Raw genomic sequence first — 26,353 nt, forward strand, 5'->3', positions numbered from 1 at the left:
TAAAAGTGTGACTTTTGTAACATCAAAAATGAAACAAATTAATCAAGATAATACTATGGATGTACAAAGACATTTATTTTTGAGAAGATGCTTTGCGTATATATGTTGCTTGCTCTTGTGCTTTATAACGGCGACAACAGTATATGCACAGAAGGTATCTGTGAAAGGAACGGTGGTGGATACCAACGGCGATGCTATTATTGGTGCTAGTGTGAAGGTGTTGAAAAAGTCCTCCGTCGGTACAATTACCGACTTGGATGGAAATTTCACTTTGTCTGTTCCCGAAGATGCAACAAAGTTGGAAATTAGTTTTGTAGGAATGAAATCAGTTGTTGCGACTGTGAAACCGGGCAAACATCTGAAAGTTGTGTTGGAAGAAGACAATCAGACTTTGGACGAAGTGGTAGTGGTAGGATACGGAACCTCACGTCGCGGAGATTTGACCGGTGCAATTTCTTCAGTGAGTGAGAAGGTTTTGAAGGATATTCCGATAACTTCTGCGGCTGCGGCTATTACAGGAAAACTGGCAGGTGTGAATGTAGTGGCTACTGATGGATCGCCCGATGCAACAATCCAGATTACAGTGCGTGGTGGTGGTTCTATTACCCAGGACAATTCACCGTTATATATTGTTGACGGTTTTCAGGTGAGTAATATCAATGATATTCCTCCCGGTGATATTCAAAGCATTGATGTTTTGAAAGATGCTTCTTCTACCGCCATCTATGGAGCTAAAGGTGCGAACGGCGTTATTCTTGTTACTACAAAAAGCGGTAAGGCGGGAAAAACAGAAATCTCATTCAATGCTCACTGGGGTGTCAGTAATGTGTATAATCTGACGGGGGTACTTTCACCTTACGAATACTACTGTTATCAGAAAGAACTTGATCCGGGCACCTCTCTGACCAGTAGCATTAATTCGATGTATGGACGTTGGGACGATCGCAATATTTATCGTTCGGTAGAAGGCAAGAACTGGCAGGATAAAGTATATGGAAACACCGGATTCAAACAAAGCTATAATGTTGGTATAACAGGAGGAACGGATGCTACATTGCGTTATAATTTGAGTTATACGCGGGATGATGAGAAGTACATTATGCTCAACTCCAATTATGTGAGGGATAACTTGAGTGTGAAGATGGATAAAAAGTTGAGTAACAAATTGAAGTTTGAGTTTTCCAGCCGGTTGACTAGAATGGTGATTGACGGTGCGGGTACCAATGGAGGTAAATTGAGAGATGCCGTTCTTTTCTCGCCAATCAACAGCCTTGCAAGTATAGATGCGGGAGATGCTTTGGGGGGTGAAATTGATTACTCGGATGATGCATTGTTATCATCATTGAATGATCCTGTATATAATACGGTGAATGAGTATAAGAAGCAAAACCAGTTTTCTATGACTTATAATGCCGGCTTTAACTGGGAAATTGTTAAAGGATTGACTTATCAGCTGAAAGGTAGTTACGCATACACTTATAATTATACCGATAATGTCTGGTTAAAGAAAACCGGAGAGTCTAGCTCCAATGCCGGTCAGCCCGTAGCCAAACGTACGGATGAGAAAGGTGCACGATGGAACTTGCAGAACATATTGAGTTACCGGTTCTCTCTGAAAAAGAATCACCGCCTTGATCTGATGGCCGGACATGAAATGGTGAGTAATTACAGAAATCAGATGATTGCCTCATCCAAATATTATCCTATGGATTTTACGGCGAGCGAAGTGTTGGCTATGTGGAACTATGGAGAATCCCAACCAACGTATACCACTATTGGTGAACCTTCCCGTACGGCATCTTACTTCGGTCGTTTAAACTATGCTTTCAAAGATCGGTACATGTTCACTTTTACAGCCCGTGCCGACGGAACGAATGTGTTCGCTCCTGAAAACCGTTGGGGATTTTTCCCGGGTATGGCATTGGCATGGCGTATTTCCCAGGAAAAATTTATGAAGCAGACGGAAGACTGGCTGGATAATCTGAAACTTCGTGTGAGTTACGGGTCAGTTGGTAATGCGCGTGTCAATTCATACTGGAGACAGGATTATAAAATGGAATCTTCTGCCAATAGGCAATATTATCTAAATGAAACAGTACAGAGTGCCCTGAAATTGCAGAACACCTTGCGGAACGAGAATCTGACTTGGGAGACGAAGTTATCCTCTAATGTGGGAATAGATGCCAGCCTCTTTAATAGCCGTTTGAATGTGACGGTTGACTTCTATAATGATATAACGAAAGATTTAATCTTACGCATGGATCTTCCTTCAAATTCGGGATATGAATATCAGTATCAGAATGTAGGCCGCAGCACGAACAGGGGAGTTGAACTTACGCTTAGCGGAACGATTATCAATAGTAAAGATTTCTATCTGGGAGCTAACTTCAATATATCATTCAATAAAAATATAGTGAATAAACTGGATGGAACGGCAACCGTATTGAGTGCGCAATCCAACTGGCGACCGGATATCGGCTCTGATGATTTTCGTGCTATTGTAGGTCAGGCGGTAGGACAGATTTATGGATTCGAAGTAGAGGGCTTTTATTCTGTAGACGACTTTACGTTTGATGAGAATACGAAAAAATGGATACTGAATAAAGGGGTAGTAGACGACAGGGCTTTGTTCTCTAACGACTTGCCTAACTTTGGTCCGGGCTTTATCAAACTGAAGGATCAGAATAATGACGGTGTGATTGACGCGGATAATGACCGTAAAGTGATCGGTAGTGTACAGCCAAAGCATATTGGCGGATTCGGGCTGAATGCTGCATGGAGAGGGTTTGACCTGGCGGCTATGTTCAATTGGTCGTATGGTAATAAAGTATATAATGCCAATAAGATTATGGCATCCACTCATACGAATCGTAAATATAATAATATCAGGGATTTTATGAGCCTGGAAAACCGTTGGTCGATTATTGATCCGGAAACGGGTGCCAATGTAATGTATGGTAATGATGCTAATCCGGAGCGCTTTGTTGAAATCAATTCCAAAGCCTCTATCTGGATGCCTATGATGGGGCGTACGCTTGTGACGGACTGGGCGATTGAAGATGGTTCTTTTTTGCGTTGTAGTAACCTGACGTTAGGGTATACGCTTCCGGTTACTGTGACTCGTAAGCTAGGAGTCAAGAATCTGCGCGTGTATGCTACGGCCAATAACCTGTTTTGCTGGACAGCTTATTCCGGACAGGATCCTGAAGTGAGCACACAACGTTCTACCCCTTTGACTCCGGGTGTGGATTATTCTGCATATCCGAAAGCACATTCTTATGTATTCGGTCTTAATGTTACTTTTTAATACTTGAAAAATGAAAATACAGAAACTATTTTTAGCGGTTTTATCCTCCTCTGTGTTATGCACTTCGTGTATGGATAATTTTTTGGATACCGAAAGTCCTTCTATTCCAAGTGATGAGAATCTGTTTAAATCGACAGCTCTGACGGAAGCAGCCCTGATGGGTGTGTATGCGACAATGACGGACACCTATATATATGGTCAGAAACTGTGTGTCAACTGGCAGGGAGCTTCTGACGTGGAGGTTGGCTCGGGTGCGTTTTCTACGGAAAACTATAATTCGACACTTCGTGATGAAGGTGCTGGCAATTTTTATGACGATAATTATAACCGGAATACCAGATGGAACAAACTTTATTATCTGGCAGAATCCGCCACTACTATCGTAGATGGTATACGTCGGTCCACGTTGATGCAATCTACTTCGGACAAGGCTGCCATGCGTAGATATTTAGGAGAGGCATTAGCACTAAAAGCGTTAGGCTATTTTGAACTGATCCGTTATTGGGGAGATGTGCCATATAAAGAGCATGCGTCTGAAAGCGGATTGGGAAATGTCTATATAGGAAAAGTGGATCGTGATATTGTTTATAATTATATCATAGAGGATTTGAAAGAGGCAATTGAATATCTGCCTTGGATGGGAGAAGAATCATATACGGTAGAACGCATGAATAAAGGTTTTGCCAAAGGACTGCTGGCAAAAGTAGCGCTATTTGCCGGAGGATGGTCTGTACGGGATGGAAATCAGTTTCCGGACTTGGAGGTGGAACATCATCCGACCATTCCGGAAATGAACGGATATTTCGTCGGTCGCCCTAAGAATTGGAAAGATTATTATGAGCTGGCTGCCAAACAGTGTGCGGAGATTTTGGGAGCGACTGATAATCCTCATGAGCTTGATCCCAGTTATGAGAATATTTGGTCTACTGTCAATCATCTGGAATACAACAAGTATAATGAAAACCTGTTTGAAGTTGCTTTTGGTGAAGGACAGAATGGAGATGTGGGGGCCACGATGGGATACAACCTGAACAGAGGGGTTTTTAATACCACCCAAGGTATGGGAGGGGCAGGATATGCGGCTACTACTGCTTACTATTTTTATTCATTTGATCCGGCAGACACCCGTCGGGATGTTACTTGTGTTTTCCAGGAATATATCAATGAGAATGGAAAAAATAAGGAAGTTATTCGCTGTAACCCATTAGGAGTGGCTTGTGGTAAATGGCGTTGGTATTGGATGACTGATAATTATATGAAAGTCCGTTTCCCGAAAGCTAATTCACGTATTGCTACTGGTATCAACTGGATTTTGATGCGATATTCAGATATTTACCTGATGTTTGCGGAGGCTCAAAATGTATTGACAGGGCCGGATGCAGTTAGTCCGATTGCCGGTATGTCTCCCCGACAGGCTTTGGAAAAGGTTCGTGAAAGAGCATTTGGTACTGGTGCTCCCGAAATCACGCAGTATGACGCGGATTTCTTCACGGCTATTGTCAATGAACGGGCATGGGAGTTTGGTTGTGAATCTATTCGTCGTCAGGATTTGACACGTTGGGGATTGTTGGCGGAGAAAATAGAAGAGATGAAAATAGGTCTTTGTATGTTGTATGACTACAAGCCGGTGACTATTTTCGGGAAGACTTATCAAGTGGATGAAATACCGAGAAAAATCTATTATAAATATGAAGATTCTGATAATCCGGAATACATTGATATGTCGTCCGTTAATTTCAATGAGGACATGGGAACCGGTACTGCTTCTACATCAAAAGGACAGTATGAGTGCAACTGGATCAGTATGCAGGTGACATTGAATAAGGATGGTGATATAAATGCAACCCTGAATACTAATTATGTGAAAACAATGGCTAGAATATTGGTTTGCGGTACAGGTCTGAATGCGTCTTACGACTATTCGAATTTGTTTGGCAGGTTGAACTGGGGCGGTGAAGCCGAAGCGGAGTTCCGTAAATATTCTGTTGGTAATGGAGTGTGTAATTATCGCCATGTATTCGCTATTTATTATGAGGATGTCAATAAGACGCAAGGGTATGTTTCTAATTCGTATGGTTATAAATAATTAATGGTAGGAAAAGATGAAAAGACTAGTTAATAGATTATCCGGAGCATGCCTGTATGTACTATTGGCTTTGATAGTGGGTATGTCTTCCTGTGAGGACGATGCCAATGACTGGACAGTTAATAAGAACTATGATGCTTTGTTCCGTCCGTTGACGTTCGATAAGTCGGCTACCGATGCGACTTCGGTTACATTAAGATATTCGCAGATTGTGAATGCAAAAGTCTATATTTTTGAGTTTTATACGGACAGCTTGGAGTTTAATGCGGAAAATTATGTAAGGACAGATACGATTCTGAAAGATACATTGACTGTATTTTCAGAGAGTAATACGCCTATGAGGATGGAATATCGTACTTTGTTTCAGGAGTTCAACGGTTCTACGCAATATTCTGTTCGTATGAAAGGAGAAGATGCGCAGGGAAAGGCAAGCACTTATGTCAGTGTAGCATTTAAAACTCCGGATGAGCAATTATTTACCGGAGTGGAAGTTACAGCTAATTCCGCAACCTTGATATGGGAAGAAACGAACAGAGTAACTCATCTGACGTTGGCTCAAATGGTGGATACGAAATATGGTGAGGAAAAACAGATTGATTTGACTTCGGAAGATATAGCCGCTTGTTCGAAAACACTCTCCGAATTGGAGAATGGAGCGACCTATCGTGTTCGGATTTATAATAATGATGCATTACGTGGTTCGTATGTATTCAAAACACTTGGATTGGGTGGTAGCGAAATCCTTTTTGTGGAGGCTACGGAAACCGGAGTCATTGATTTAAGTACATTGTTATCTAATTTTGTGAAAGAGAAAGAATGTAGCAATGTAACTGTCCAACTTACTCCGGGGGCGGTGTATAAGGTAAGTGAACTAAAGATTCCGGGATTGGATAATATATTATTTACCAGTACGGAAGCTAATGAAAATAATCGTCCACAGCTTATTGTGACTAATAAAATATCATTGGCTTCTCCGATACAGTCTCTGTCATTCGAGTTTGTTTGCCTGAATGGAAATGGCGAGGCCAGTTATATGACGGATTGGAAAAATAGTTCTTATGCCCAGTCTATTTCATTCACAGGCTGTGCTATACAGAACATAAAACGTACGCTTGTACGTATTAGCAACGGAAGTGGTGTGTTCATGACGGATATTACGATTGATAACTGTGTCATATCCGAAGTTGGTACGGACGGATATGGAATGATTAATTTCGGAAAAAATATCGATCAGTTGGAAAAGGTTTCTATAACGAATAGTACATTGATTAATATTGGTGACCAGTTGATGGACGTGAAAGGGGGAATCGGTGATGTGATATTGGAAAATTGTACTTTCTATAATTCTATGGATGCTAAGAAGGAATTGCCTAAAGTTTTCCGTTTTGATAATGCGGCAAGTACTCCGCCTTCTCCGAAATCTGCGACAATGCGGAATTTGATTTTCTCCGGTCCGAACAAAGGAAAGAAAATGAATAGTGGAAATGGTGCTTATGACATTTTGAACTTCTCTGATAATTGTTATATCACCTCCGACCTGCAGGAAGGCAATAACAGGTTTGAAGAAATAACGAGAATAAAACAAAGCTCGGATGACTTGTTCGTTGATCCATTGAACGGTGATTTCCATATTAAACCGGAAGCCGGGTTTGCCGGAACGGGTAATGCTGGTGATCCACGTTGGTATTAATTGATCCTATAATTGTTAGGTATAAAGAATATCATGAAGAATATTGTATTATCAATTTTATTGATGAGTGCCTGTGCAATGATTTATGCACAGGCGGACTCATCGCCTTATCAGGCTATTGTAGCTGTTGATGGTAGTGGAGATTATAAAACGGTTCAGGAAGCAATCAATGCTGTACCTGACGAACAGACGAAACCTTGGTTGATTCTGATAAAGAATGGCTTGTATAATGAGCAGGTGATTATCCCTAAGAATAAGCCATATGTACATTTAATAGGCCAGGATAAGGATAAGACCATTATTTATTTAAACTTGAATGTTGGTAGTAAACTGACCGGTAAAGAAATAGGTGGAAAAACAGCTTATTGGGAACACTCGGTTCATAATCCTTCCTCTCCAGTTTATAAATATGAGGGATCGGTAGTGGTGGTAAAAGGAGACCACTTTTATACGGAAAACATTTCGTATGTGAATGACTGGGGAGTTTTATCAGATAATGGTCCGCAGGCTTTGGCTATGAATAGTCAGGCAGATTGTGCTTCCTTTTATAATTGTAAGTTCCGTTCTTTTCAAGATACTTGGATGACTGCCAATAATGATGTCAGTCGGCACTATGTGAAAGATTGCTGGATAGAAGGCGCGGTAGACTATTTTTATGGTGGTGGTGATGTGTTGCTGGAAAACTGTACGCTTTATAATGTACGGAGTGGAGCAGTAATAGTGGCTCCTTCCCATAAAGATGCTAAATATGGTTATGCTTTTCGTAATTGCACTATAGATGGAAACAGTGAAGCGGCTGACGGACGTTTGAAGTTGGGGCGTCCATGGCATAATAATTCGAAGACGGTATATATCAATACCATCATGCTTATCCCTGTCGCTGATGAAGGATGGACGAATATGGGAACGGTTCCCGGAATTTTTGCCGAATACAATAGTCGTGATGCACAGGGTAATGTGTTGGATTTAAGTAAACGCAAAACGGAATATCAATATAAAGACCGCCAAACCGGTAAGGAAGTATCGGGTACCTGTCAGGCAACTATAACGAAAGAGGAGGCGGACAAATATACGTACGAAAATATGATTCCGGGTAATGATGGCTGGAATCCGCGTATTATGATGGAGAAATTAGGAAGTCCGCGCAGTCTGGTTTATCAGCAAGGCACTCTTAAATGGAATCCTGTGAAAAATGCGATCGGATATATTGTATATGATGGAGAACAGATTCTCGGGACGACTACTGATACCTCTTTTCCGGTGTCGAAAGTGAATTATGCTTTGAAGGTATCTGCCGTGAATCAATATGGAACGCAAGGTAAAAAAGGTGTATTGTAATTGAATATAGAAAACTGGTAAGGAAAGGGGAGGTGCTTATGAGGCATCTCCCTTTCTTTCTTTATATTCTGTAGGAGTGACTCCCATGATTTTTTTAAAGCGCCTGCTAAAGTACTTCGGGTCATTGAAACCGGTCATATAAGCAATTTGGGAGAAACTGTATTCACTTTTTTCAATTAGCTGGGCGGCTCGTTTGATGCGCATTTCACATACGAAATCTACCGGGGTTAATCCGACGATTGATTTTAATTTCCGATAGAATACTGTGCGGCTTAACATCAGTTTGTTTGCGAAATCATCGATGGTGATATCTGCATTATCCATTTGTTCTTCCATAAATGCCATTACTTGTTGCATGAATTGTTCATCGTATGGAGTCACTTGAGGTTGTGAAGGCTCCCACCCATTTATATGATCTTCTTCTTGAGTATGCTCTGACAGTTTCGATAAATATAGCTCTTGTAACTGTTTACGTTGACGGAGCAGCGACAAAATTCTGGTTTTTAAGTACGTAGAGCTGAATGGTTTGGTAATGTAGTCATCGATGCCTTGTTCCAGTCCTGCTATCCGATCATCTAAAGAAGATTTTGCTGATAGTAATATAATAGGAATATGGCAGGTGTTATGATCGGCTTTGATTGCTTTCACCATGTCTAATCCATCCATGACCGGCATCATGACATCACTGATTATCAGATCCGGAATGTACTGCTGTGCATATTTTAATCCTTCTTTTCCATTTGCTGCTTCGAGAACAGTGTAAGTCTCTGACAGGATATTCCATAGGAAATGACGTAATTCATTGTTGTCTTCGACAATAAGAATGGAAGTTTTTTCATCCTCTGCGTCGGTTTTATTTTCATTCTCTGCGTATGCTGCCTTGAAGGATGTACTATCCGAATCTTCTTCAGTAGCTTGTTCACTGTCGGATAAAATAAATTCAGCTTGTTGGTCGTCTGCAAATGCTTTTTCTTCCTTAGGAAGTGTGACAATGAATTCACTTCCAATTCCCGGCTCGCTTTTCACTTGGATATTTCCGTGATGTAATTCTATTAATTCGCGTACCAGTGAAAGCCCAATGCCTGATGAGGGCTGCAAGATATTGTATTGTGCCAGTGTTTCAAATCGATAAAATAGGGATTGTTGCTTTTCGGGAGCAATGCCGATACCTTCATCAGATACGGAGAGGATGACTTGCTCCGAACCTGTTATCATATTTACCGTTACTTTTTTGCCGTTTGGTGTATATTTGAAGGCATTTGAGAGTAGATTGAAGAATATCTTTTCAAATTTGTCACGGTCTACCCATGCGTATATTTTGTCTGTATTAGTTTGAAGTTGGAAATCAATTCTCTTTTCTTTTGCTATAAGGTGGAAGTTTTCCATTATCTTCTGTAATTGAGAAACGAGTTCTGTCTTTTCTACCAATACTTTCATCTTCTTATTTTGGATTTTGCGGAAATCCAGTAGTTGATTAACTAGGCGGAGCATACGCTCTGTATTTTTATGTACCAGATTTAGATGTTCCCGAACTGTCGGGGAGATTGTTTCATGCTCTAGAATTTCTGATACAGGGCTGGATATTAAAGTTAAAGGAGTGCGTAATTCATGTGAAATATCAGTGAAGAAACGCAGTTTGATATTGGATAAATGTTGTTCCAGATCAACCTGATGCCGCAAACGGTAGATATAGAACAGGATGTATACAATGATAGTGGTGAATAAAACGAACATGACAATATAGAATAACCATGCCCAGTATGTTTCCCAAAAAGTGGGTAAAACATGAATGGGGAGAGTGCGTATATTATCGGTCCATACTCCGTCGCTATTGCTGGAACGGATTTGCAGTTGATATTCTCCGGCAGGTAAATTTATGTATGTTGCAGAGCGGTTATTACCGGCTTCGTTCCATTCTTCTTCCAGGCCTTGCAGACGATAGGCGTATTCGATGGCATCGGGATTTACATAATCAATGGCTGCAAATTGAAAGGTGACATTACGCTCCGAAGGATTTAGTTCCAGTTCTTTTATGTCATCAAGCGCTACATGAAGTTGACTTCCTTGTATTTTGAGTCCGGTAAATACAATAGGAGGTACATAAGAACTTTTTTTCATTTGTTCTGTGTTGATTTCAAGTATCCCTTGATTGGTTCCGAGAACGATTTTCTTTTGACTGGTTAGTGTGGGAACTGCTTCGGTGAGGTTCAGTTCTCTCTGAAAGTAATTACTTCCATAATTCTCAAATGTTCCTTGTTGTGGATTGAATTTGGATATGGAGTTTTCGGAGATTACCCATAATTGTTTTTGAGTATCTTCGAGCATTGAAAGTACCAAATCAGAAGCTAATCCGTCTTTGATTGTATAACTTTTGAATTGTATATCTTCCGTGAGCAGATTTTTAGAGATAACCTGGCTGATTCCTCCGGTGAATGTTATTACATAAGTGTTTTTTCGACTGTCAGTAAATATCTGCATGACATCATTACTGCTAAGGCTGGAATCTACATTAGGGATACGGTTGCTGTGATAGAACTTAATTTCTTCAGGCTGATCGAACTTATTGGAGAATGTAAGTAAACCATTGGTTGTGCCAATCAATAACACTCCGTTGGGGGCTTCTGCGATATGTCTTATTTTGAGTGAAGTAGAAACAGGATAGTTTTTCAGCCGGTTGCCGCTATGGATAAAGTTGGTAGAACCATCAGGTGCGTGTGATAATAGGTTGAGGCCACCTCCATAACATGCGATCCATATATTGTCATGACTATCCTGAATAATACTATAGACACTATTGTTACTTAAACTGTATGTATCTTGTGGCTGATGGACGAATTGTTGTAAAAGATAGGAGTGCTCATTTTTCTTCTTTAGAAGGATGAGGCCGTCTTTTTTGGTTCCCATCCATATATTTCCTTGTTTATCTTCCATAAAACAGTACACACTTTTTCCGAAAGTAACCTCTTGAGGGGTGATTATGCCCTGTGGAGAAAGGTAGCCTTCTAATGTCCCATCCGGACGGTAAATTCTGACGTTTCCCTTTTTGGAAGCAACCCAGAGACGTTTCTGTTTGTCGGCAAGAAAAGCACGTATTTCCAATCCATTGTCTATGGGACGTATTTTATATTTATTGGGATAGAAAGATATTTTATCTACGCCCCGGTCATTGGTAATCCATACATTCTGTTGCCGGTCGGTATAATAATAACGAATAGAGGGGGCAAATAGGGAAGCGGGATTGTTTTCATCTGCAAAGTATAGTTTCAGTTGATTACTGTCGCGATCATAATAGCACAAATGCCCTTTTTGAGGACTCATCCATAGTGTACCTTCATGGTCTTCAAAGATCATGTATCGGTTGTCGCGTTCATATTGGATCAGGTTTTGTATAGGAGCTGTGAAGTGCTGTTTATCTCCTGTTTGCAGATTTAGCTTTATCACACCGGAGGTATTGGCAAAGATCCAGACTTCTCCGGTTTTGTCCTGATAAAAAAAATGAGCTTCATTGGATGGCTGGGTGGCTGTCTGTATATTAAAATGCTGGAATTTTTTCTTTTCTGTATCGTATGTTATAAATCCGTTGTCAGTTCCTAAGCCGATCCTGTCATTAGAAGGGGAAATGGAAGATATGGAATAGATATCTGTGACAGGACATGGTAGTTCCTGGAATTTTATATTTCCGTTCTTGGGATCATATATTGCGATTTTTCCGGAAGTTGAGATTAGATATATTTTCTTATTATACTCTTTTACCATTTTAAACGGATAATCGCTGTTGATTCGTTTTTTTCCGATGATGGTTACTCCCTTATCTGTCATGATCCATTCGTCCCCGTCGGAATCTTCGTAAATGTCGAATATCTTGTTTCCTTTTAAATTTTGGTTAAAGCTGCTGTATAATATGATATCTTTTCCTTCTTTGCAGGTTTGCTCATTGATTCTGAAAGCATAACCTTGTTCACAGGTGATCCACGTAATTCCTTTATTTAAGGTATAGATATTGCTGACTATGTTGGTTTGTTGCAGGGATGATTCAATAGGAAGGAGTATGTCAATAAACTTCTCTGTTTGAATATCAAATAGATATGCACGGTTATCATAAGATTTGCACCATATATCTCCGTCTTTGCTTTCTGTAATATAAGAGAAACGGTTAGTCGTTAAAGTACAGCCGTCTCCCGGAAATGCTTTGTAATTTTTAAATGTGTATCCGTCAAATTTGTTTAGTCCATTCCAGGTGGCGAACCAAAGAAATCCTTTTTTGTCTTGCATTATATTCACTACTACTCCTTGCGAAAGACCATTATTGACAGAGAAGTGTTTAATCTGGCAAAGAGGTTGAGCTGCTATAGTCAGACTGGTGTATAAGCATAAAAGGAAAACATAGAGTGTCTTCATGATATTATAAATTATGTGTAGAGCAAAAATAAATAAAACTGGATTAAAAAGGAAATTTAAAATAGTGATTGAACATAAAATGCACGCTTTTGCATATTTAATCCACCTGTCTATCCTCTATCAAGCACAATTATTACCCTATAAGGGGAGAAGATACCTCGTACTTTTGTTTTGACAATTAGAACTAGTAAAATTTTAAATGAGAACTATAAATGAAACGTCTATTTATTTGTGTAGTGGGACTTGTTATAGCCGTAACCGCATGGGCTCGTACCTTTAATATGAAGGAGCTTGGAGCTGATCCCCGAGGTATTGAATCTTGTACGGAGTTAATAAACCAAACGATTGAAAAAGCATCTTCTGAAGGTGGAGGAACTATTTATTTCCCGGCAGGTGTTTATTTGACAGCCACTATCTACATGAAAAGTAATATAACTTTGTATGTGGAGTCCGGAGCTGTTCTTCGTTTTTCAGATCGTTTTGAAGATTATCTTCCTTTTGTGAAGATTCGTTGGGAAGGTACAGTGATGAATACTTTGTCTCCCCTGATTTATGCGCATGATGCGGAGAATTTGACTATAACCGGGCGTGGAACATTGGACGGTAATGGATTTAAATGGTGGAGCTGGGAGAAAGAAACACGGGAACTGATTAAAAAGAACGGAGGAAAACTGCCTGCTTTGAATAAACTACAACGAATGTGGGAAGAGGCTAATGAAGAACTGGAAATCTCGGATTATTATAAACCTTCTTTAGAGCGTCGTATGTTTCGTCCTCCTTTTATTCAGTTTTATGAATGTAACAATGTGTTGATAGAGAATGTGAGAATTGTCAATTCTCCTTTTTGGACCATAAATCCGGCTTTTTGTGATAATGTAACAGTGCATGGAGTGACGATATATAACCCTTCAAAAGATCCCAAAGGTCCTAACACAGATGGAATAAACCCTTCTTCTTGCCGGAATGTACGTATTTCTGATTGTTTTATTAGTGTGGGGGATGATTGTATCACAATTAAATCGGGGCGTGATGCTGATGGACGGAAATATGGAAAGGCATGTGAAAATATAACGATAACTAATTGTGTTATGCTTTCCGGTCATGGAGGGGTAGTTATTGGTAGTGAAATGTCAGGCGGTGTAAGAAGAGTTACAATTTCTAATTGTGTTTTCGATGGCACGGATTCCGGTATTCGCTTGAAATCTTCTCGTGGGAGAGGAGGAGTCGTTGAAGAACTTCGGGTAGATAATATCGTTATGAAGAATATTCAGCGGAATGCTTTCATTTTTGATTTGTTCTATGATAAAGAATCAAAAATGGAGCCTGTCAGTGAGCGGACTCCTGTTTTCCGGAACATTCATTTAAGCAATATTACAGGTTCTGATATTAAGCAAATTGGTTATATTAAAGGGATTGAAGAAATGCCTGTACAAGGCTTGTCCTTTTCAAATATTAATATGAAAGCGGAAATAGGATTTATAGTTGATATTGCTGAAGATATTCGTTTTGATAATGTGGATTTCTCTTCGCAGACTGGTTCACCGTGGCAATTCAGTAAGTGTAAGCAGATTGTTCTGAATAATGTTAGATCGAAGTATCCTGTTACCCAACAACCGATTGTTACTTTTGAAGATGTCGATAATGCTATTATTAATGATTGTTTTCAGATGACTCCTGTGAAGGATTTTTATAAAGCTAATAACAGTCATATTATTGAAGGACATAATTATTGGAAAAAAGAGAGTTTCAAATAAACAGGAACTATCATATTATTTCTGTTGAATTTTATTGTTGGGTAGATATGAGAAGAACGATATTACATCATCTGTAATATCGTTCTTCTATTGATTAGAGTTGTTTATGATTTACTTCTTATCGTTTTCGCGAATCTCCACCCGGCGGATCTTACCGCTGATTGTCTTCGGAAGTTCTTCCACGAACTCAATCACACGCGGGTATTTATAAGGAGCAGTCACTTTCTTCACGTGGTTCTGTAACTCCTTAATCAGTTCTTCTCCGGCACGATTCTTATAGTCTTTAGATAGAACAATCGTAGCTTTTACCACCTGACCACGAATCTCATCGGGTACTCCGGTAATGGCACATTCCACAACAGCCGGATGAGTCATCAATGCACTTTCCACTTCGAATGGGCCGATGCGGTAGCCGGAGCTCTTGATAACGTCATCTGCGCGACCGACAAACCACAGGTATCCGTCTTCGTCTTTCCAGGCAACATCACCGGTATAATAAATTCCGTCGTGCCAAGCTTCGTGAGTACGTTCCGCATCCCGGTAGTATTCTTTGAAAAGTCCGAGAGGCTTGCCGTTGCTGGTACGGATTACGATTTGTCCTTGCTCACCGGCTTCAACAGAACGGCCTTCATGGTCGATCAAATCTACGTCATATTGAGGATTTGGCAGTCCCATACTTCCCGGTTTCGGTTCCATCCACGGCATAGTGGCGATGGTAAGGGTTGTTTCTGTTTGTCCGAAACCTTCCATCAGTTTGATACCTGTCAGTTTCTTGAAAGTTTCAAATACAGCAGGGTTCAATGCTTCTCCGGCAATAGTACAGTATTTGAGTGAAGATAAATCAAACTTTGTCAGGTCTTCGTGAATCAGGAACCGGAAGATGGTAGGAGGTGCACAGAGAGAGGTGACATGATATTCCTGGATTTTTTCCAGAATAGCTGCTGGGGTAAACTTCTCGTGGTCGTAGACGAAGATATTGGCTCCGGCAATCCACTGTCCGTAGAGTTTTCCCCATACCGCTTTTCCCCAGCCGGTATCGGCAATGGTGAGGTGAAGGCTGTTTTCATCTAGATTGTGCCAAAGGCTGCCGGTAACGATATGGCCTAACGGATAAGTAAAGTCATGTGCCACCATCTTAGGCTCACCGGTAGTACCGGAAGTAAAATACATCAGAGAAATATCGTCGTTAGTGTTCGCATGGCGGGGACGTACAAACGGTGCGGCGTTCTCGATGCCCTGATGAAAATCCTCGAAGCCTTCCGGAATTTCCGGACCGACACTGACTAACTTTTCTACAGTGGGACATTCGGAAAGAGCATCTTTGATATGTTGCAGGATGATTCCTTCGCCGGCAGCTACAATCATTTTGATATCGGCAGCGTTACAGCGATAGATAATATCCTTTTTGGTCAGTAGGTGAGTAGCCGGAATTACGGTTGCTCCCAGTTTGTGAAGGGCGATGGTGCTATACCAGAACTCATAACGGCGTTTCAGAATCAGCATCACCATGTCTCCACGGCCGATACCCAGACTTTGGAAGTAAGAAGCGGTCATATCCGTGTAACGCTTCATTTCGGCAAATGAGAATTGGCGGCTTTCGCCTTTGTCATTTGTCCAAAGCAAAGCCTTCTTGTCGGGTTGTTCGGCTGCCCAGGCATCTACTACGTCATAACCAAAGTTGAAGTTCTCCGGAACGTTTATTTTTAAGTTTTTGATAAAGTCCTCTTGTGAGCTGAAAGAGGTCTGTGATAAAAATCTTTCTACCATGATGTTATTACATAATTACTGCCAGAAAACGTACCGTTTTGCCGTCGAGCGCTTTCATGCCATGTGGAAGTTTGGAATTAAAATAAATACTGTCGCCTTGGTTGAGGATGATTTCTTTGCCTTCGATGTTGATAAGCATACGGCCTTCGATGACAAGGTTGAATTCCTGTCCATTATGTTTGTTATAATGGATCGGCTCGTCGATTGCTTTCGGTTCAACGGTAACGATGAACGGATCGGCGGTACGGTTCATGAATCCTGAAGCCAGTGACTGGTATTTATAAGCTTTGGTACGTTCGATGCTGACACCTTTACCGGCACGAGTCACGAAGTAGCTGCTCATTTTAGGTTCTTCGCCAAACATCAGGGCGTCGAGAGCTACATTATACGTACGAGCTATTTTTTGTAACATGCTGACAGAGATATCATAGTCTCCTGTTTCCGCAAGCCGGTATTCTTCAGCAGAAATGTCACTATCGCGGGCGATATCCTCTGCGGTGAGTTCCAATACATCACGTAATCCGCGGAGGCGTTCTGCTATCTGTTTAATTTGTTCATTCATACAAGTGGTTAGTATTTTATGATTAATAATTCTATGGTTGTTATTTGGATGCTTTCATGGCTTTGATAATAGCGGAGGTGAAACCGTTGTGTTCCAATTCATTGATACCTTTGATCGTGATTCCGCCCGGAGTGGTTACCTTGTCGATTTCTACACTGGGGTGGGTGTCGTTGTTCTGAATCAGTGCGGCCGCTCCTTTTAAGGATTGGGCTATCATCTGCATGGCATCTTTAGGACGGAGTCCCATTTCAATTCCGGCTTGCATGGCTGCCTGAATGTATTTCAGTACGTAAGCGATACCGCAGGATGCCAATGCAGTAGCTGCCGCTATTTTATCTTCGGGGATAAGCATCACTGTTCCCATCTCGCTGAACAACCGGAGGATGAAGCTGTCTTGTTCATCATTGGTGTTGCGGGCGGCAACAAGCGTCATGCTTTCCAGTTCGCTGATAGCGGTGTTCGGGATCAGGCGGAACATGGGCATTTCCGGTGCTACGACATAATGAGCCAGTTCTTCAAAACTGATGCCGGCAGCTACCGAGATGAGTATCTGTTTGCTTTTTAATTTCAACTCGCGCATCACCGGTTCCATAAACCACGGTTTGACAGCCAGAATGACGATGTCTGCTCCTGTGGCTGCTTCCAGATTATTGTTGGTGGTGGAGATACCCGGAAATTCTTTTTTCAGTTTCTCTAGTTTTCCGGCACTGGGATTGGATACAATGATATCCGAATCGTTTATCAGACTTCCTTTTGCCAGGCCACGGGCTATTGAACCGCCCATGTTTCCTGCACCGATAATGGCTATTTTCATATACGCTTGTTTTTTATGAGTTGTTACAGACAAAGGTAACAGTTAATTACGAAAAAACAAAAAGCAGCCAGAATAAGAAATAAATTTCTAATAAAGGCTGCTTTTATCGTTGGCTGTTTATTAATCAAATGAGCGGTTAGAGTACTTTTTTGAACCGGGTGAGGAACTCTTTCGCTTCCTCCATGCTGAGACAGAGAGGAGGTAACAGGCGAAGTACGTTCGTGCCGCTTGCTCCGGTAAATACGTGTTCGTCGTAGATGAGACGGCTGCGTAGTTCTTTGATCGGTTCTTCAAATTCGAGTCCGATCATCAGTCCGCGTCCGCGCACCTCTTTGATTTGCGGGAATTTCTTCAGTTCTTCCAGTAAGTAATCACCAACTGCTTTCGCGTTTTCTACCAGATTTTCCTGTTCAATGACATCCATCACAGCGAGAGCCGCCGAACATGCCAGGTGATTTCCTCCGAAAGTTGTTCCCAACTGACCGTATACCGGTTTAAACATCGGGCTGATTAAGACACCTGCCATCGGGAAGCCGTTACCGATTCCTTTGGCTACAGTGATGATATCCGGTTTGATGTCATTATATTGATGAGCGAAGAATTTGCCGCTACGTCCGTATCCGCTCTGAATTTCATCCAGAATCAGGATGGTTCCTGTTTCGCTACAAGTTTTGCGGAGTTCCTGCATAAATTCGGTGGTCGGTATCTTGATACCGCCTACCCCTTGTATTCCTTCAATGATAACAGCACAGGTGTCTCCTTTAGACAATTCCTGTTTCATCGCTTCCATATCGTTGAGCGGGAGATAGGTGACATGGCCGTTATTGTTGATAGGAGCGATAATGGAAGGATTGTGGGTCGCTTCTACTGCAAGAGACGTACGTCCGTGGAATGCTTTGTTGAAAGAGACAATTTTGGTACGTCCGTTGTGGAAAGAAGCAAGTTTCAGTGCATTCTCGTTTGCTTCGGCACCACTGTTAATCAGAAACAGGCTGTAGTCTTCGTAACCGGAAATTTTCCCCAGTCGTTCGGCTACCTCTTGTTGGAGCTTGTTAATGACGGAGTTTGAGTAAAAACCAAGTTTAGCCACCTGGTTACTAATCATCGCTACATAGTGGGGATGTGCATGTCCGATGGAGATAACGGCATGGCCTCCGTAGAGATCCAGATATTCTGTTCCGTTTTCGTCCCATACCTTACAGCCATCACCTTTGACAATGTTGATATTGTATAAAGGATATACGTCGAATAAATTCATAATTCTTCTGTTTTTAGAAAGCTGAAGGCTTCAAACGTAGTCCTACGGTTTCTTCCAGATTGAACATCAGGTTCATGTTATGAACAGCTTGTCCGCTGGCGCCTTTCAGCAAGTTGTCGATACAAGAGATAATCAATAGCTTATCACCATGCTTTTCCAGATGTATCAGGCATTTATTAGTATTAACGACTTGTTTTAAGTCAATATTCTTATCTACGATGTGTACGAAGGAGTCTTTAGCATAATATTCCTCATACATACGAACGATTTCTTCCAATGCTACTTTGGTCTTGACTACCAATGTCGCGAAGATACCGCGAGGGAAGTCACCACGGTACGGTATGAAGTCAATATCCGAATTGAAGCTGTTTTGCAGCTGTTTCAGCGATTGCTTGATTTCCGGAACGTGCTGATGGTCGAATGCCTTGTACACACTCATATTGTTGTTTCTCCAACTGAAATGACTGGTAGCACCCGGTTTCACTCCGGCCCCCGTACTTCCTGTAATGGCATTCACCATCACGTCGTCTGTCAGCATCAGATTTTTGGCAAGCGGAAGCAAACCAAGCTGGATACAGGTAGCAAAACAACCGGGGTTGGCTACGTGCTTCGCCGTACAAGTGGCCCGACGATTCAGTTCCGGCAGACCATAGATAAAGTCGTGGTCATCACTTTTGATACGGTAGTCCATGGAGAGGTCGATAATCTTCAGGTCTTCCGGTATGTTGTGACTTTCCATGAATTTCTTTGTGTCGCCGTGGGCGGTACAGAAGAAAAGCACGTCGATTTCGTCCAGAGGTAACTGGTCGGTGAATCTTAAATCTGTTTCTCCATACAAACCTTCGTGTACGTCGGTAATCTTGTTTCCGGCATTACTGCTGCTGTTGATAAATACGATTTCAGTTTCCGGATGGTTGAGTAGCAGGCGGATTAATTCGCCTGCTGTATATCCTGCGCCACCAATGATTCCTGCTTTAATCATATCTCTTCGTCTTTGTGGTTATTGTAGTAAACACGTAGCGGAGTAGAGGTCACTTTGATAAAGCCTTTTGCATCTTCGGCTGTCCAGCCTTTCTGCATTTCACCGTATTCTCCGAATTTAGTCTTCACCAAGTCATCTTTCGATTCTACACCTACGGTAGAGAAAGAAAGAGGGCGAAGTTCGAGGATCGCTGTACCGTTCACATTACGTTGGCTTTCCTGCAACATGGCTTCGATGTCACGCATGACCGGTTCCAGGTATTGACTTTCGTGAAGGAACATACCGTACCAGTTAGCTACTTGATCCTTCCAATATTGTTGCCATTTGCTTAATGTATATTTTTCAAGGAAACGGTGAGCGCCGATAATCAACATCGGGGCAGCTGCTTCGAATCCTACACGGCCTTTGATACCGATAATTGTATCGCCTACGTGCATATCACGGCCGATACCGTATGCTGCGCCAATCTCTTCCACTTTTTGGATGGCTTTGATCGGGTCGTCAAACTTCTCGTCGTTGACCGCTTTCAGTTCCCCTTTTTCAAAAGTCAGGCGGAGCTGTTCGCTGCCTTCTTTTTCAACATGTTTGAGGTAAGCTGTTTCCGGCAGTCCTTGTGCAGAGTCGAGGATTTCGCCACCACAGATGGAAGTACCCCATAAGCCGACGTTATAAGAGTATTTCAGCTTAGTGAAGTCTGCGCTGAAACCATGCTTGTTCAGGTAATCAATTTCTTCCTGACGGCTCAATGCCATGTCGCGGGTCAATGTGATAATTTCCACGTTCGGAGCCAGTACGAGGAAAGTCATATCGAAACGGATCTGGTCGTTACCTGCTCCGGTAGAGCCATGTGCTACGGCGTCTGCACCGATTTCGTTGGCATAACGGGCGATGGCAAGCCCCTGGAAGATACGTTCGGAACTAACTGAAATAGGATAAGTACCGTTACGCAGTACATTTCCGAAAACCATGTATTTCAGGCTCTTTTCGTAGTATTCTTGAGTAACGTCCAGCGTTACATATTTTACTGCTCCCAGTTTGTAAGCATTTTCTTCGTTTGTTTTCAGTTGTTCTTCACTGAAACCACCCGTATTGGCACAAGCTGCATATACTTCGTAACCTTTTTCTTTGGCGAGGTACATGACGGTGAACGATGTGTCCAGTCCGCCGCTGAATGCCACCACTACTTTTTTCTTCTTCTCTTCCATAGTGCTGTATCTTTTAAATATTATTTCTTTCTTGTTCTTTTTTTATGTTCCGCGGGTCTGTCGGATCGTACAGCATGGCTGTACAGATGCAGAATTTACGGTTCTTCGCTACCAGAATATCATGGTTGGTGCATCCTTCGCATCCTTTCCAGAAAGCTTCGTCGTCTGTCAATTCGTTGAAAGTAACAGGTACGTAACCCAGTTCGGTATTCATCTTCATGACAGCTGCTCCGGAGGTCAGACTGAATATTTTTGCTTTCGGCCATCGGAGACGTGCCAGTTGGAAAGAAGCCTGTTTGATACGTTTTGCCAGCCCTAATCCACGAAAATCGGGATGAACGATCAAACCGGAAGTAGCCACGTACTGCTTGTTTCCCCATGATTCGATATAGGTGAATCCGGCGAAAGTGTCACCGCAAAGAGCAATAATCGCCTTACCTTCTTTCATCTTTGTCGCTACGTATTCGTGTGTGCGTTCCGCAATTCCTGTTCCTCGTACGGCGGCAGCATTTCTGATAGTTTCCAAAATAGTGTCAACGTAAACCTCATGTGAGGCGTCGGCTACCATAACATCTATTTGTTGAGTGTCCATTTCTTTATTATATAATAATAGGTATAATTATTCGATATTGGGAATGATGAGTGACAAAAGCTGACGTATTTTACTGATGGCAACTCCTTCACGCAACACCAACATGATCGTATCGTCACCGGCAATGGTTCCCAGGATTTCACTGAATTCATTGTTGTCGATGTCATAAGCCATGCTGCTGGCATAACCGGGACGAGTGCGGATAACGGCGATGTTACCGGAAAACTGCAAAGAGATAAATCCGTTGTTGCGTAACATTTCACCGGCACTCTGGTCGGTAGAACGTTTATACATAATGTTGTTCGGCAGTACATATACGTACTTTCCATTCATACTGGCAGCCTTGGCTACTTTCAGTTGTTTCAAGTCGCGGGAGAGGGTGGCCTGTGTCAGTTCGAAGCCTTCGCGGTTCAGCTCTTGCAGCAGTTCTTCCTGCGAACCGACCTCCTTGCTTGAGATAATCATTTTGATGGCGTCTAACCGATTTGCTTTCTTCTTCATTGTATAATTATTCTAAGAATGGCGCAAAAGTATGCATTATTTCGGAGAAAAGATGCATAAAACCAAAGTTTTTTTGCATAAAAGTAAAAAATATGCTAAACGATGAGAGCCTGCTTTTCTGTTTTGTGTCAAAATGTATACCCTTTCAATCAAAATACATAAGGAAAAGGAGGAGGGAATCGCCTATCTTTGCCATGTAGGTAAATGGATACCTTAAATATATAGACAGAATACCATGAAACAAAACTTTTTTGCAGTCGACCTGGGCGCGACGAGCGGCCGTACAATCTTAGGAACTTTCATTGAAGGCGGATTAAATCTGGAAGAGATTAATCGTTTTCCTAACCACCTGATTGAAGTGGGTGGACATTTCTATTGGGATATTTATGCATTATATCGTCACATTATTGACGGATTGAAGTTGGTTGCTCATCGTGGCGAATCCATTGCTTCTATCGGTATTGATACCTGGGGAGTGGATTTTGTATGTGTCGGAAAAGACGGTAATTTGCTTCGCCAGCCTTATGCATATCGTGACCCACATACAGTAGGAGCACCGGAGGCTCTTTTCTCCCGTATTTCCCGTAGCAAAGTGTATGGTAAAACGGGTATTCAGATTATGAATTTTAATTCACTTTTCCAATTAGATACTTTACGTCGCAATCACGACAGTGCGTTGGAGGCGGCAGATAAAATTCTGTTTATGCCGGATGCGTTGAGTTATATGCTTACCGGAGAGATGGTGACGGAATATACGATTGCTTCGACAGCCCAGCTGGTGAATGCACAGACACGATGTTTGGAGCCGGAGTTGCTGAAAGCGGTAGGATTAGGTGAGAAGAATTTCGGCCGTTTTGTATTCCCGGGTGAAAAGGTGGGAGTATTGACGGAAGAAGTGCAAAAGATAACCGGACTGGGTGCAATTCCTGTGATTGCGGTAGCCGGCCATGATACCGGTTCTGCTGTTGCTGCCGTTCCGGCATTGGATCGCAATTTTGCTTATTTGAGTAGCGGGACCTGGTCACTGATGGGAGTTGAAACGGATGCTCCGGTGATTAATGCCGAAACGGAAGCGTTGAACTTTACCAATGAAGGTGGTGTGGAAGGAACTATCCGTCTATTGAAGAATATCTGTGGAATGTGGTTGCTGGAACGTTGCCGTCTGAATTGGGGAGATACAAGTTATCCTGAATTAATCAGTGAGGCGGATGCTTGTGAACCATTCCGTAGTCTGATTAATCCGGATGATGACTGTTTCGCGAATCCTGCGGACATGGAAAAAGCTATTGCTGAATATTGCCGGGCTACCGGACAGTCGGTTCCCGAGAAACGCGGACAAGTAGTGCGTTGCATCTTTGAAAGTTTGGCTTTGCGTTATCGCCAGGTGTTGGAGAATTTGCGTTCACTTTCTCCCCGTCCGATTGATACATTGCACGTGATTGGCGGAGGTAGTCGGAATGATTTGCTGAACCAGTTTACTGCCAATGCGATAGGAATTCCTGTGGTAGCCGGTCCATCTGAAGCAACAGCCATCGGTAATGTGATGATTCAGGCCATGGCGGCAGGCGAAGCAACGGATGTTGCCGGTATGCGCCAGTTAATTAACCGTTCTATCCCGTTGAAGACTTATCAACCGCAAGACACGGAAGCTTGGGATGCGGCTTATATCCATTTTAAAAATTGCGTTCGGAAATAAATAGAACGATCGACAGAATAATCATTTTTAAAACTAATAGAATATCATGAAAAAAGAAGAACTGATTCAGAAAGCGTATGAAATTGCTGTGGAACGTTATGCAGCAGTAGGTGTAGACACCGAAAAAGTATTGAAAACTATGCAGGATTTTCATCTGTCACTTCACTGCTGGCAGGCTGATGACGTTGCAGGATTTGAAGTACAGGCCGGTTCATTGACCGGAGGTATCCAGGCAACCGGTAATTATCCGGGCAAAGCTCGTAACATTGATGAACTGCGTGCTGACATCTTGAAGGCTGCTTCTTATATCCCGGGTACTCATCGTTTGAACTTGCATGAAATCTATGGAGATTTCCAAGGTCAGGTGGTAGACCGTGACCAAGTGGAACCGGAACATTTCAAGAGTTGGATAGAATGGGGTAAAGAACATAACATGAAACTTGACTTCAACTCTACTTCTTTCTCTCATCCGAAATCAGGTGACTTGTCACTTTCTAATCCTGATGAAGGTATCCGTCAGTTCTGGATTGAACATACCAAACGTTGTCGTGCAGTTGCAGAAGAAATGGGTAAGGCACAGGGCGATCCATGTATCATGAATCTTTGGGTGCATGACGGAAGCAAGGATATTACTGTAAACCGTATGAAATATCGTGCGTTGTTGAAAGATTCTTTGGATCAGATTTTCGCTACCGAATATAAGAATATGAAGGATTGTATCGAATCTAAGGTGTTCGGTATCGGTCTGGAAAGCTACACGGTAGGTTCTAACGACTTCTATATCGGTTACGGTGCTTCTCGCAATAAGATGATTACGTTGGATACCGGTCACTTCCACCCGACAGAAAGTGTAGCTGATAAAGTATCTTCATTGTTGCTTTATGTTCCTGAATTGATGTTGCACGTAAGCCGTCCGGTTCGTTGGGATTCAGACCACGTAACTATCATGGATGACCCGACTATGGAACTGTTCAGCGAAATCGTTCGTTGCGGTGCTTTGGACCGTGTACATTATGGTCTTGACTATTTCGACGCATCTATCAACCGTATTGGCGCTTATGTGATTGGTAGCCGTGCAGCACAGAAATGTATGACTCGTGCTTTGCTCGAACCGATTGCGAAGTTGCGTGAATACGAAGCAAACGGACAGGGATTCCAGCGTTTGGCTCTGCTCGAAGAAGAAAAAGCGCTGCCTTGGAATGCAGTTTGGGATATGTTCTGCTTGAAGAATAATGTTCCTGTAGGTGAAGATTTCATCGCAGAAATCGAAAAGTACGAAGCCGAAGTAACTTCTAAACGATAAGTTATGGATATTTTAATCGGCTTATTGATTATAGCCATCGGTAGCTTTTGCCAGTCCAGTTCTTATGTGCCTATTAAAAAGGTAAAGGAATGGAGCTGGGAAAGCTTCTGGTTAATACAAGGTGTATTTGCCTGGTTAGTGTTCCCGTTCCTGGGTTCACTACTGGGGGTACCCCAGGAAAGTAGTTTGTTCGACTTGTGGGGAGCGGGAGGTGCTGGAATGAGCATCTTTTATGGTATATTGTGGGGAGTAGGAGGGTTGACTTTCGGACTTTCCATGCGTTATCTGGGCGTTGCGTTGGGGCAGAGTATCTCATTGGGTACTTGTGCCGGTTTCGGAACTCTTCTTCCGGCTCTTTTTGCAGGCACAAACTTATTCGAAGGCAACGGGTTGATTCTTTTGTTGGGTGTTTGCATCACATTGGCGGGTATTGCCATTATCGGGTATGCCGGTAGCTTGCGTGCACAAAACATGAGTGAAGAAGAAAAGCGTGCTGCCGTAAAAGACTTCGCATTAACAAAAGGTTTGCTGGTTGCACTTCTTGCCGGTGTCATGAGTGCTTGTTTTGCTTTGGGACTGGATGCGGGAACACCTATCAAGGAAGCAGCTTTAGCCGGTGGAGTGGAAGGGCTTTACGCCGGTCTTCCGGTGATCTTCCTGGTTACTTTTGGCGGATTCCTGACAAATGCAGTTTACTGTCTGCAACAGAATGTGGCTAATAAATCGATGGGTGACTATGCTAAAGGAAAAGTATGGGGCAATAATTTGGTTTTCTGTGCGTTGGCTGGTGTACTATGGTATATGCAGTTCTTTGGACTGGAAATGGGTAAGAGTTTCCTTACGGAGAGTCCGGTATTGTTGGCTTTCTCCTGGTGTATTTTGATGGCATTGAATGTCACATTTAGTAATGTTTGGGGAATTATTCTGAAAGAATGGAAAGGCGTGTCAAACAAGACCATAACTGTGCTGATAGCTGGTCTGATCGTACTTATCTTCTCATTAGTGTTCCCAAATTTGTTTTAAAAAATTCAGGTATGGATTACATGGATTACGCAGTTTTTTTATAACTTGCGACGAAATCAGTGTAATCCATGCCTAAT

General features: G+C 42.2%; 17 protein-coding genes. 8 read left to right on the plus strand and 9 right to left on the minus strand.

All coding sequences use genetic code 11. The features are described 5' to 3' along the window. Window positions 1-55: 55 nt before the first annotated feature. The 4 genes from KTR06_RS02040 to KTR06_RS02055 are packed head-to-tail and all read left to right on the plus strand — an operon-like array spanning window position 56 to window position 8,421. Window positions 56-3,307: a TonB-dependent receptor gene (locus KTR06_RS02040; protein ID WP_074556761.1), complete on the plus strand. Its 3,252-nt coding sequence runs from the start codon at window positions 56-58 to the stop codon at window positions 3,305-3,307. A gap of 10 nt (window positions 3,308-3,317) precedes the next feature. Further along, a complete protein-coding gene (locus KTR06_RS02045) occupies window positions 3,318-5,393 on the plus strand; it encodes a RagB/SusD family nutrient uptake outer membrane protein (protein ID WP_074556734.1) in 2,076 nt (691 codons plus the stop codon). Window positions 5,394-5,409: 16 nt separating this feature from the next. Next, complete coding sequence (locus KTR06_RS02050; RefSeq protein ID WP_074556735.1) at window positions 5,410-7,083, plus strand: DUF5123 domain-containing protein; 1,674 nt, start codon at window positions 5,410-5,412, stop codon at window positions 7,081-7,083. A gap of 33 nt (window positions 7,084-7,116) precedes the next feature. Beyond that, entirely contained in the window at window positions 7,117-8,421 is a 1,305-nt protein-coding gene (locus KTR06_RS02055) for a pectinesterase family protein (RefSeq protein ID WP_074556736.1), read from the plus strand. A gap of 36 nt (window positions 8,422-8,457) precedes the next feature. Here the strand turns inward: KTR06_RS02055 and KTR06_RS02060 are convergent, their stop codons facing one another. After that, entirely contained in the window at window positions 8,458-12,819 is a 4,362-nt protein-coding gene (locus tag KTR06_RS02060) for a two-component regulator propeller domain-containing protein (RefSeq protein ID WP_074556737.1), read from the minus strand. Between the two features lie 212 nt (window positions 12,820-13,031). Here KTR06_RS02060 and KTR06_RS02065 point away from each other — a divergent pair, with 212 nt between their 5' ends. Further along, window positions 13,032-14,573, plus strand: a complete 1,542-nt coding sequence (locus KTR06_RS02065; protein ID WP_074556738.1) for a glycoside hydrolase family 28 protein — start codon at window positions 13,032-13,034, stop codon at window positions 14,571-14,573. Window positions 14,574-14,684: 111 nt separating this feature from the next. On the opposite strand, the gene KTR06_RS02070 is transcribed toward KTR06_RS02065, so the two are convergent. From KTR06_RS02070 to KTR06_RS02105, 8 genes are all read right to left on the minus strand, one after another. Continuing rightward, on the minus strand, window positions 14,685-16,340 hold the full coding sequence (locus KTR06_RS02070) for an AMP-binding protein (RefSeq protein WP_074556739.1): 1,656 nt from the start codon (window positions 16,338-16,340) through the stop codon (window positions 14,685-14,687). A 7-nt stretch (window positions 16,341-16,347) separates the two neighbouring features. Further along, a complete protein-coding gene (locus tag KTR06_RS02075; protein ID WP_074556740.1) occupies window positions 16,348-16,902 on the minus strand; it encodes a helix-turn-helix domain-containing protein in 555 nt (184 codons plus the stop codon). Between the two features lie 40 nt (window positions 16,903-16,942). Next, window positions 16,943-17,716, minus strand: coding sequence for a pyrroline-5-carboxylate reductase (gene proC, locus KTR06_RS02080; RefSeq protein WP_074556741.1), 774 nt, complete (start codon window positions 17,714-17,716; stop codon window positions 16,943-16,945). 136 nt (window positions 17,717-17,852) lie between these two features. Next, a complete protein-coding gene (locus KTR06_RS02085; RefSeq protein WP_074556742.1) occupies window positions 17,853-18,974 on the minus strand; it encodes an aspartate aminotransferase family protein in 1,122 nt (373 codons plus the stop codon). A 13-nt stretch (window positions 18,975-18,987) separates the two neighbouring features. Further along, complete coding sequence (argC, locus tag KTR06_RS02090) at window positions 18,988-19,956, minus strand: N-acetyl-gamma-glutamyl-phosphate reductase (protein ID WP_074556743.1); 969 nt, start codon at window positions 19,954-19,956, stop codon at window positions 18,988-18,990. Further along, window positions 19,953-21,161, minus strand: coding sequence for an argininosuccinate synthase (locus KTR06_RS02095; RefSeq protein WP_074638841.1), 1,209 nt, complete (start codon window positions 21,159-21,161; stop codon window positions 19,953-19,955). The genes argC and KTR06_RS02095 overlap by 4 nt, the downstream gene beginning before the upstream one ends. 13 nt (window positions 21,162-21,174) lie before the next feature. Then, entirely contained in the window at window positions 21,175-21,753 is a 579-nt protein-coding gene (locus KTR06_RS02100) for a GNAT family N-acetyltransferase (protein WP_008762698.1), read from the minus strand. Between the two features lie 27 nt (window positions 21,754-21,780). Continuing rightward, complete coding sequence (locus KTR06_RS02105; RefSeq protein WP_004310466.1) at window positions 21,781-22,254, minus strand: arginine repressor; 474 nt, start codon at window positions 22,252-22,254, stop codon at window positions 21,781-21,783. 235 nt (window positions 22,255-22,489) lie between these two features. Between KTR06_RS02105 and rhaB the strand changes: the two genes are divergently transcribed. From rhaB to rhaT, 3 genes are read left to right on the plus strand one after another with little or no spacing between them, the layout of a single operon-like run. Continuing rightward, a complete protein-coding gene (gene rhaB / locus KTR06_RS02110; RefSeq protein WP_074638842.1) occupies window positions 22,490-23,950 on the plus strand; it encodes a rhamnulokinase in 1,461 nt (486 codons plus the stop codon). 46 nt (window positions 23,951-23,996) lie between these two features. Beyond that, the gene (locus tag KTR06_RS02115) at window positions 23,997-25,253 is read left to right on the plus strand and encodes an L-rhamnose isomerase (RefSeq protein ID WP_074638843.1); all 1,257 of its coding nucleotides are present in this window, start codon (window positions 23,997-23,999) and stop codon (window positions 25,251-25,253) included. A 3-nt stretch (window positions 25,254-25,256) separates the two neighbouring features. Further along, window positions 25,257-26,276, plus strand: a complete 1,020-nt coding sequence (rhaT, locus tag KTR06_RS02120) for an L-rhamnose/proton symporter RhaT (RefSeq protein ID WP_004304992.1) — start codon at window positions 25,257-25,259, stop codon at window positions 26,274-26,276. Window positions 26,277-26,353: the final 77 nt, after the last annotated feature.

The sequence above is a fragment of the Bacteroides sp. MSK.20.12 genome, assembly GCF_019052435.1.
GTDB lineage: Bacteria > Bacteroidota > Bacteroidia > Bacteroidales > Bacteroidaceae > Bacteroides > Bacteroides xylanisolvens.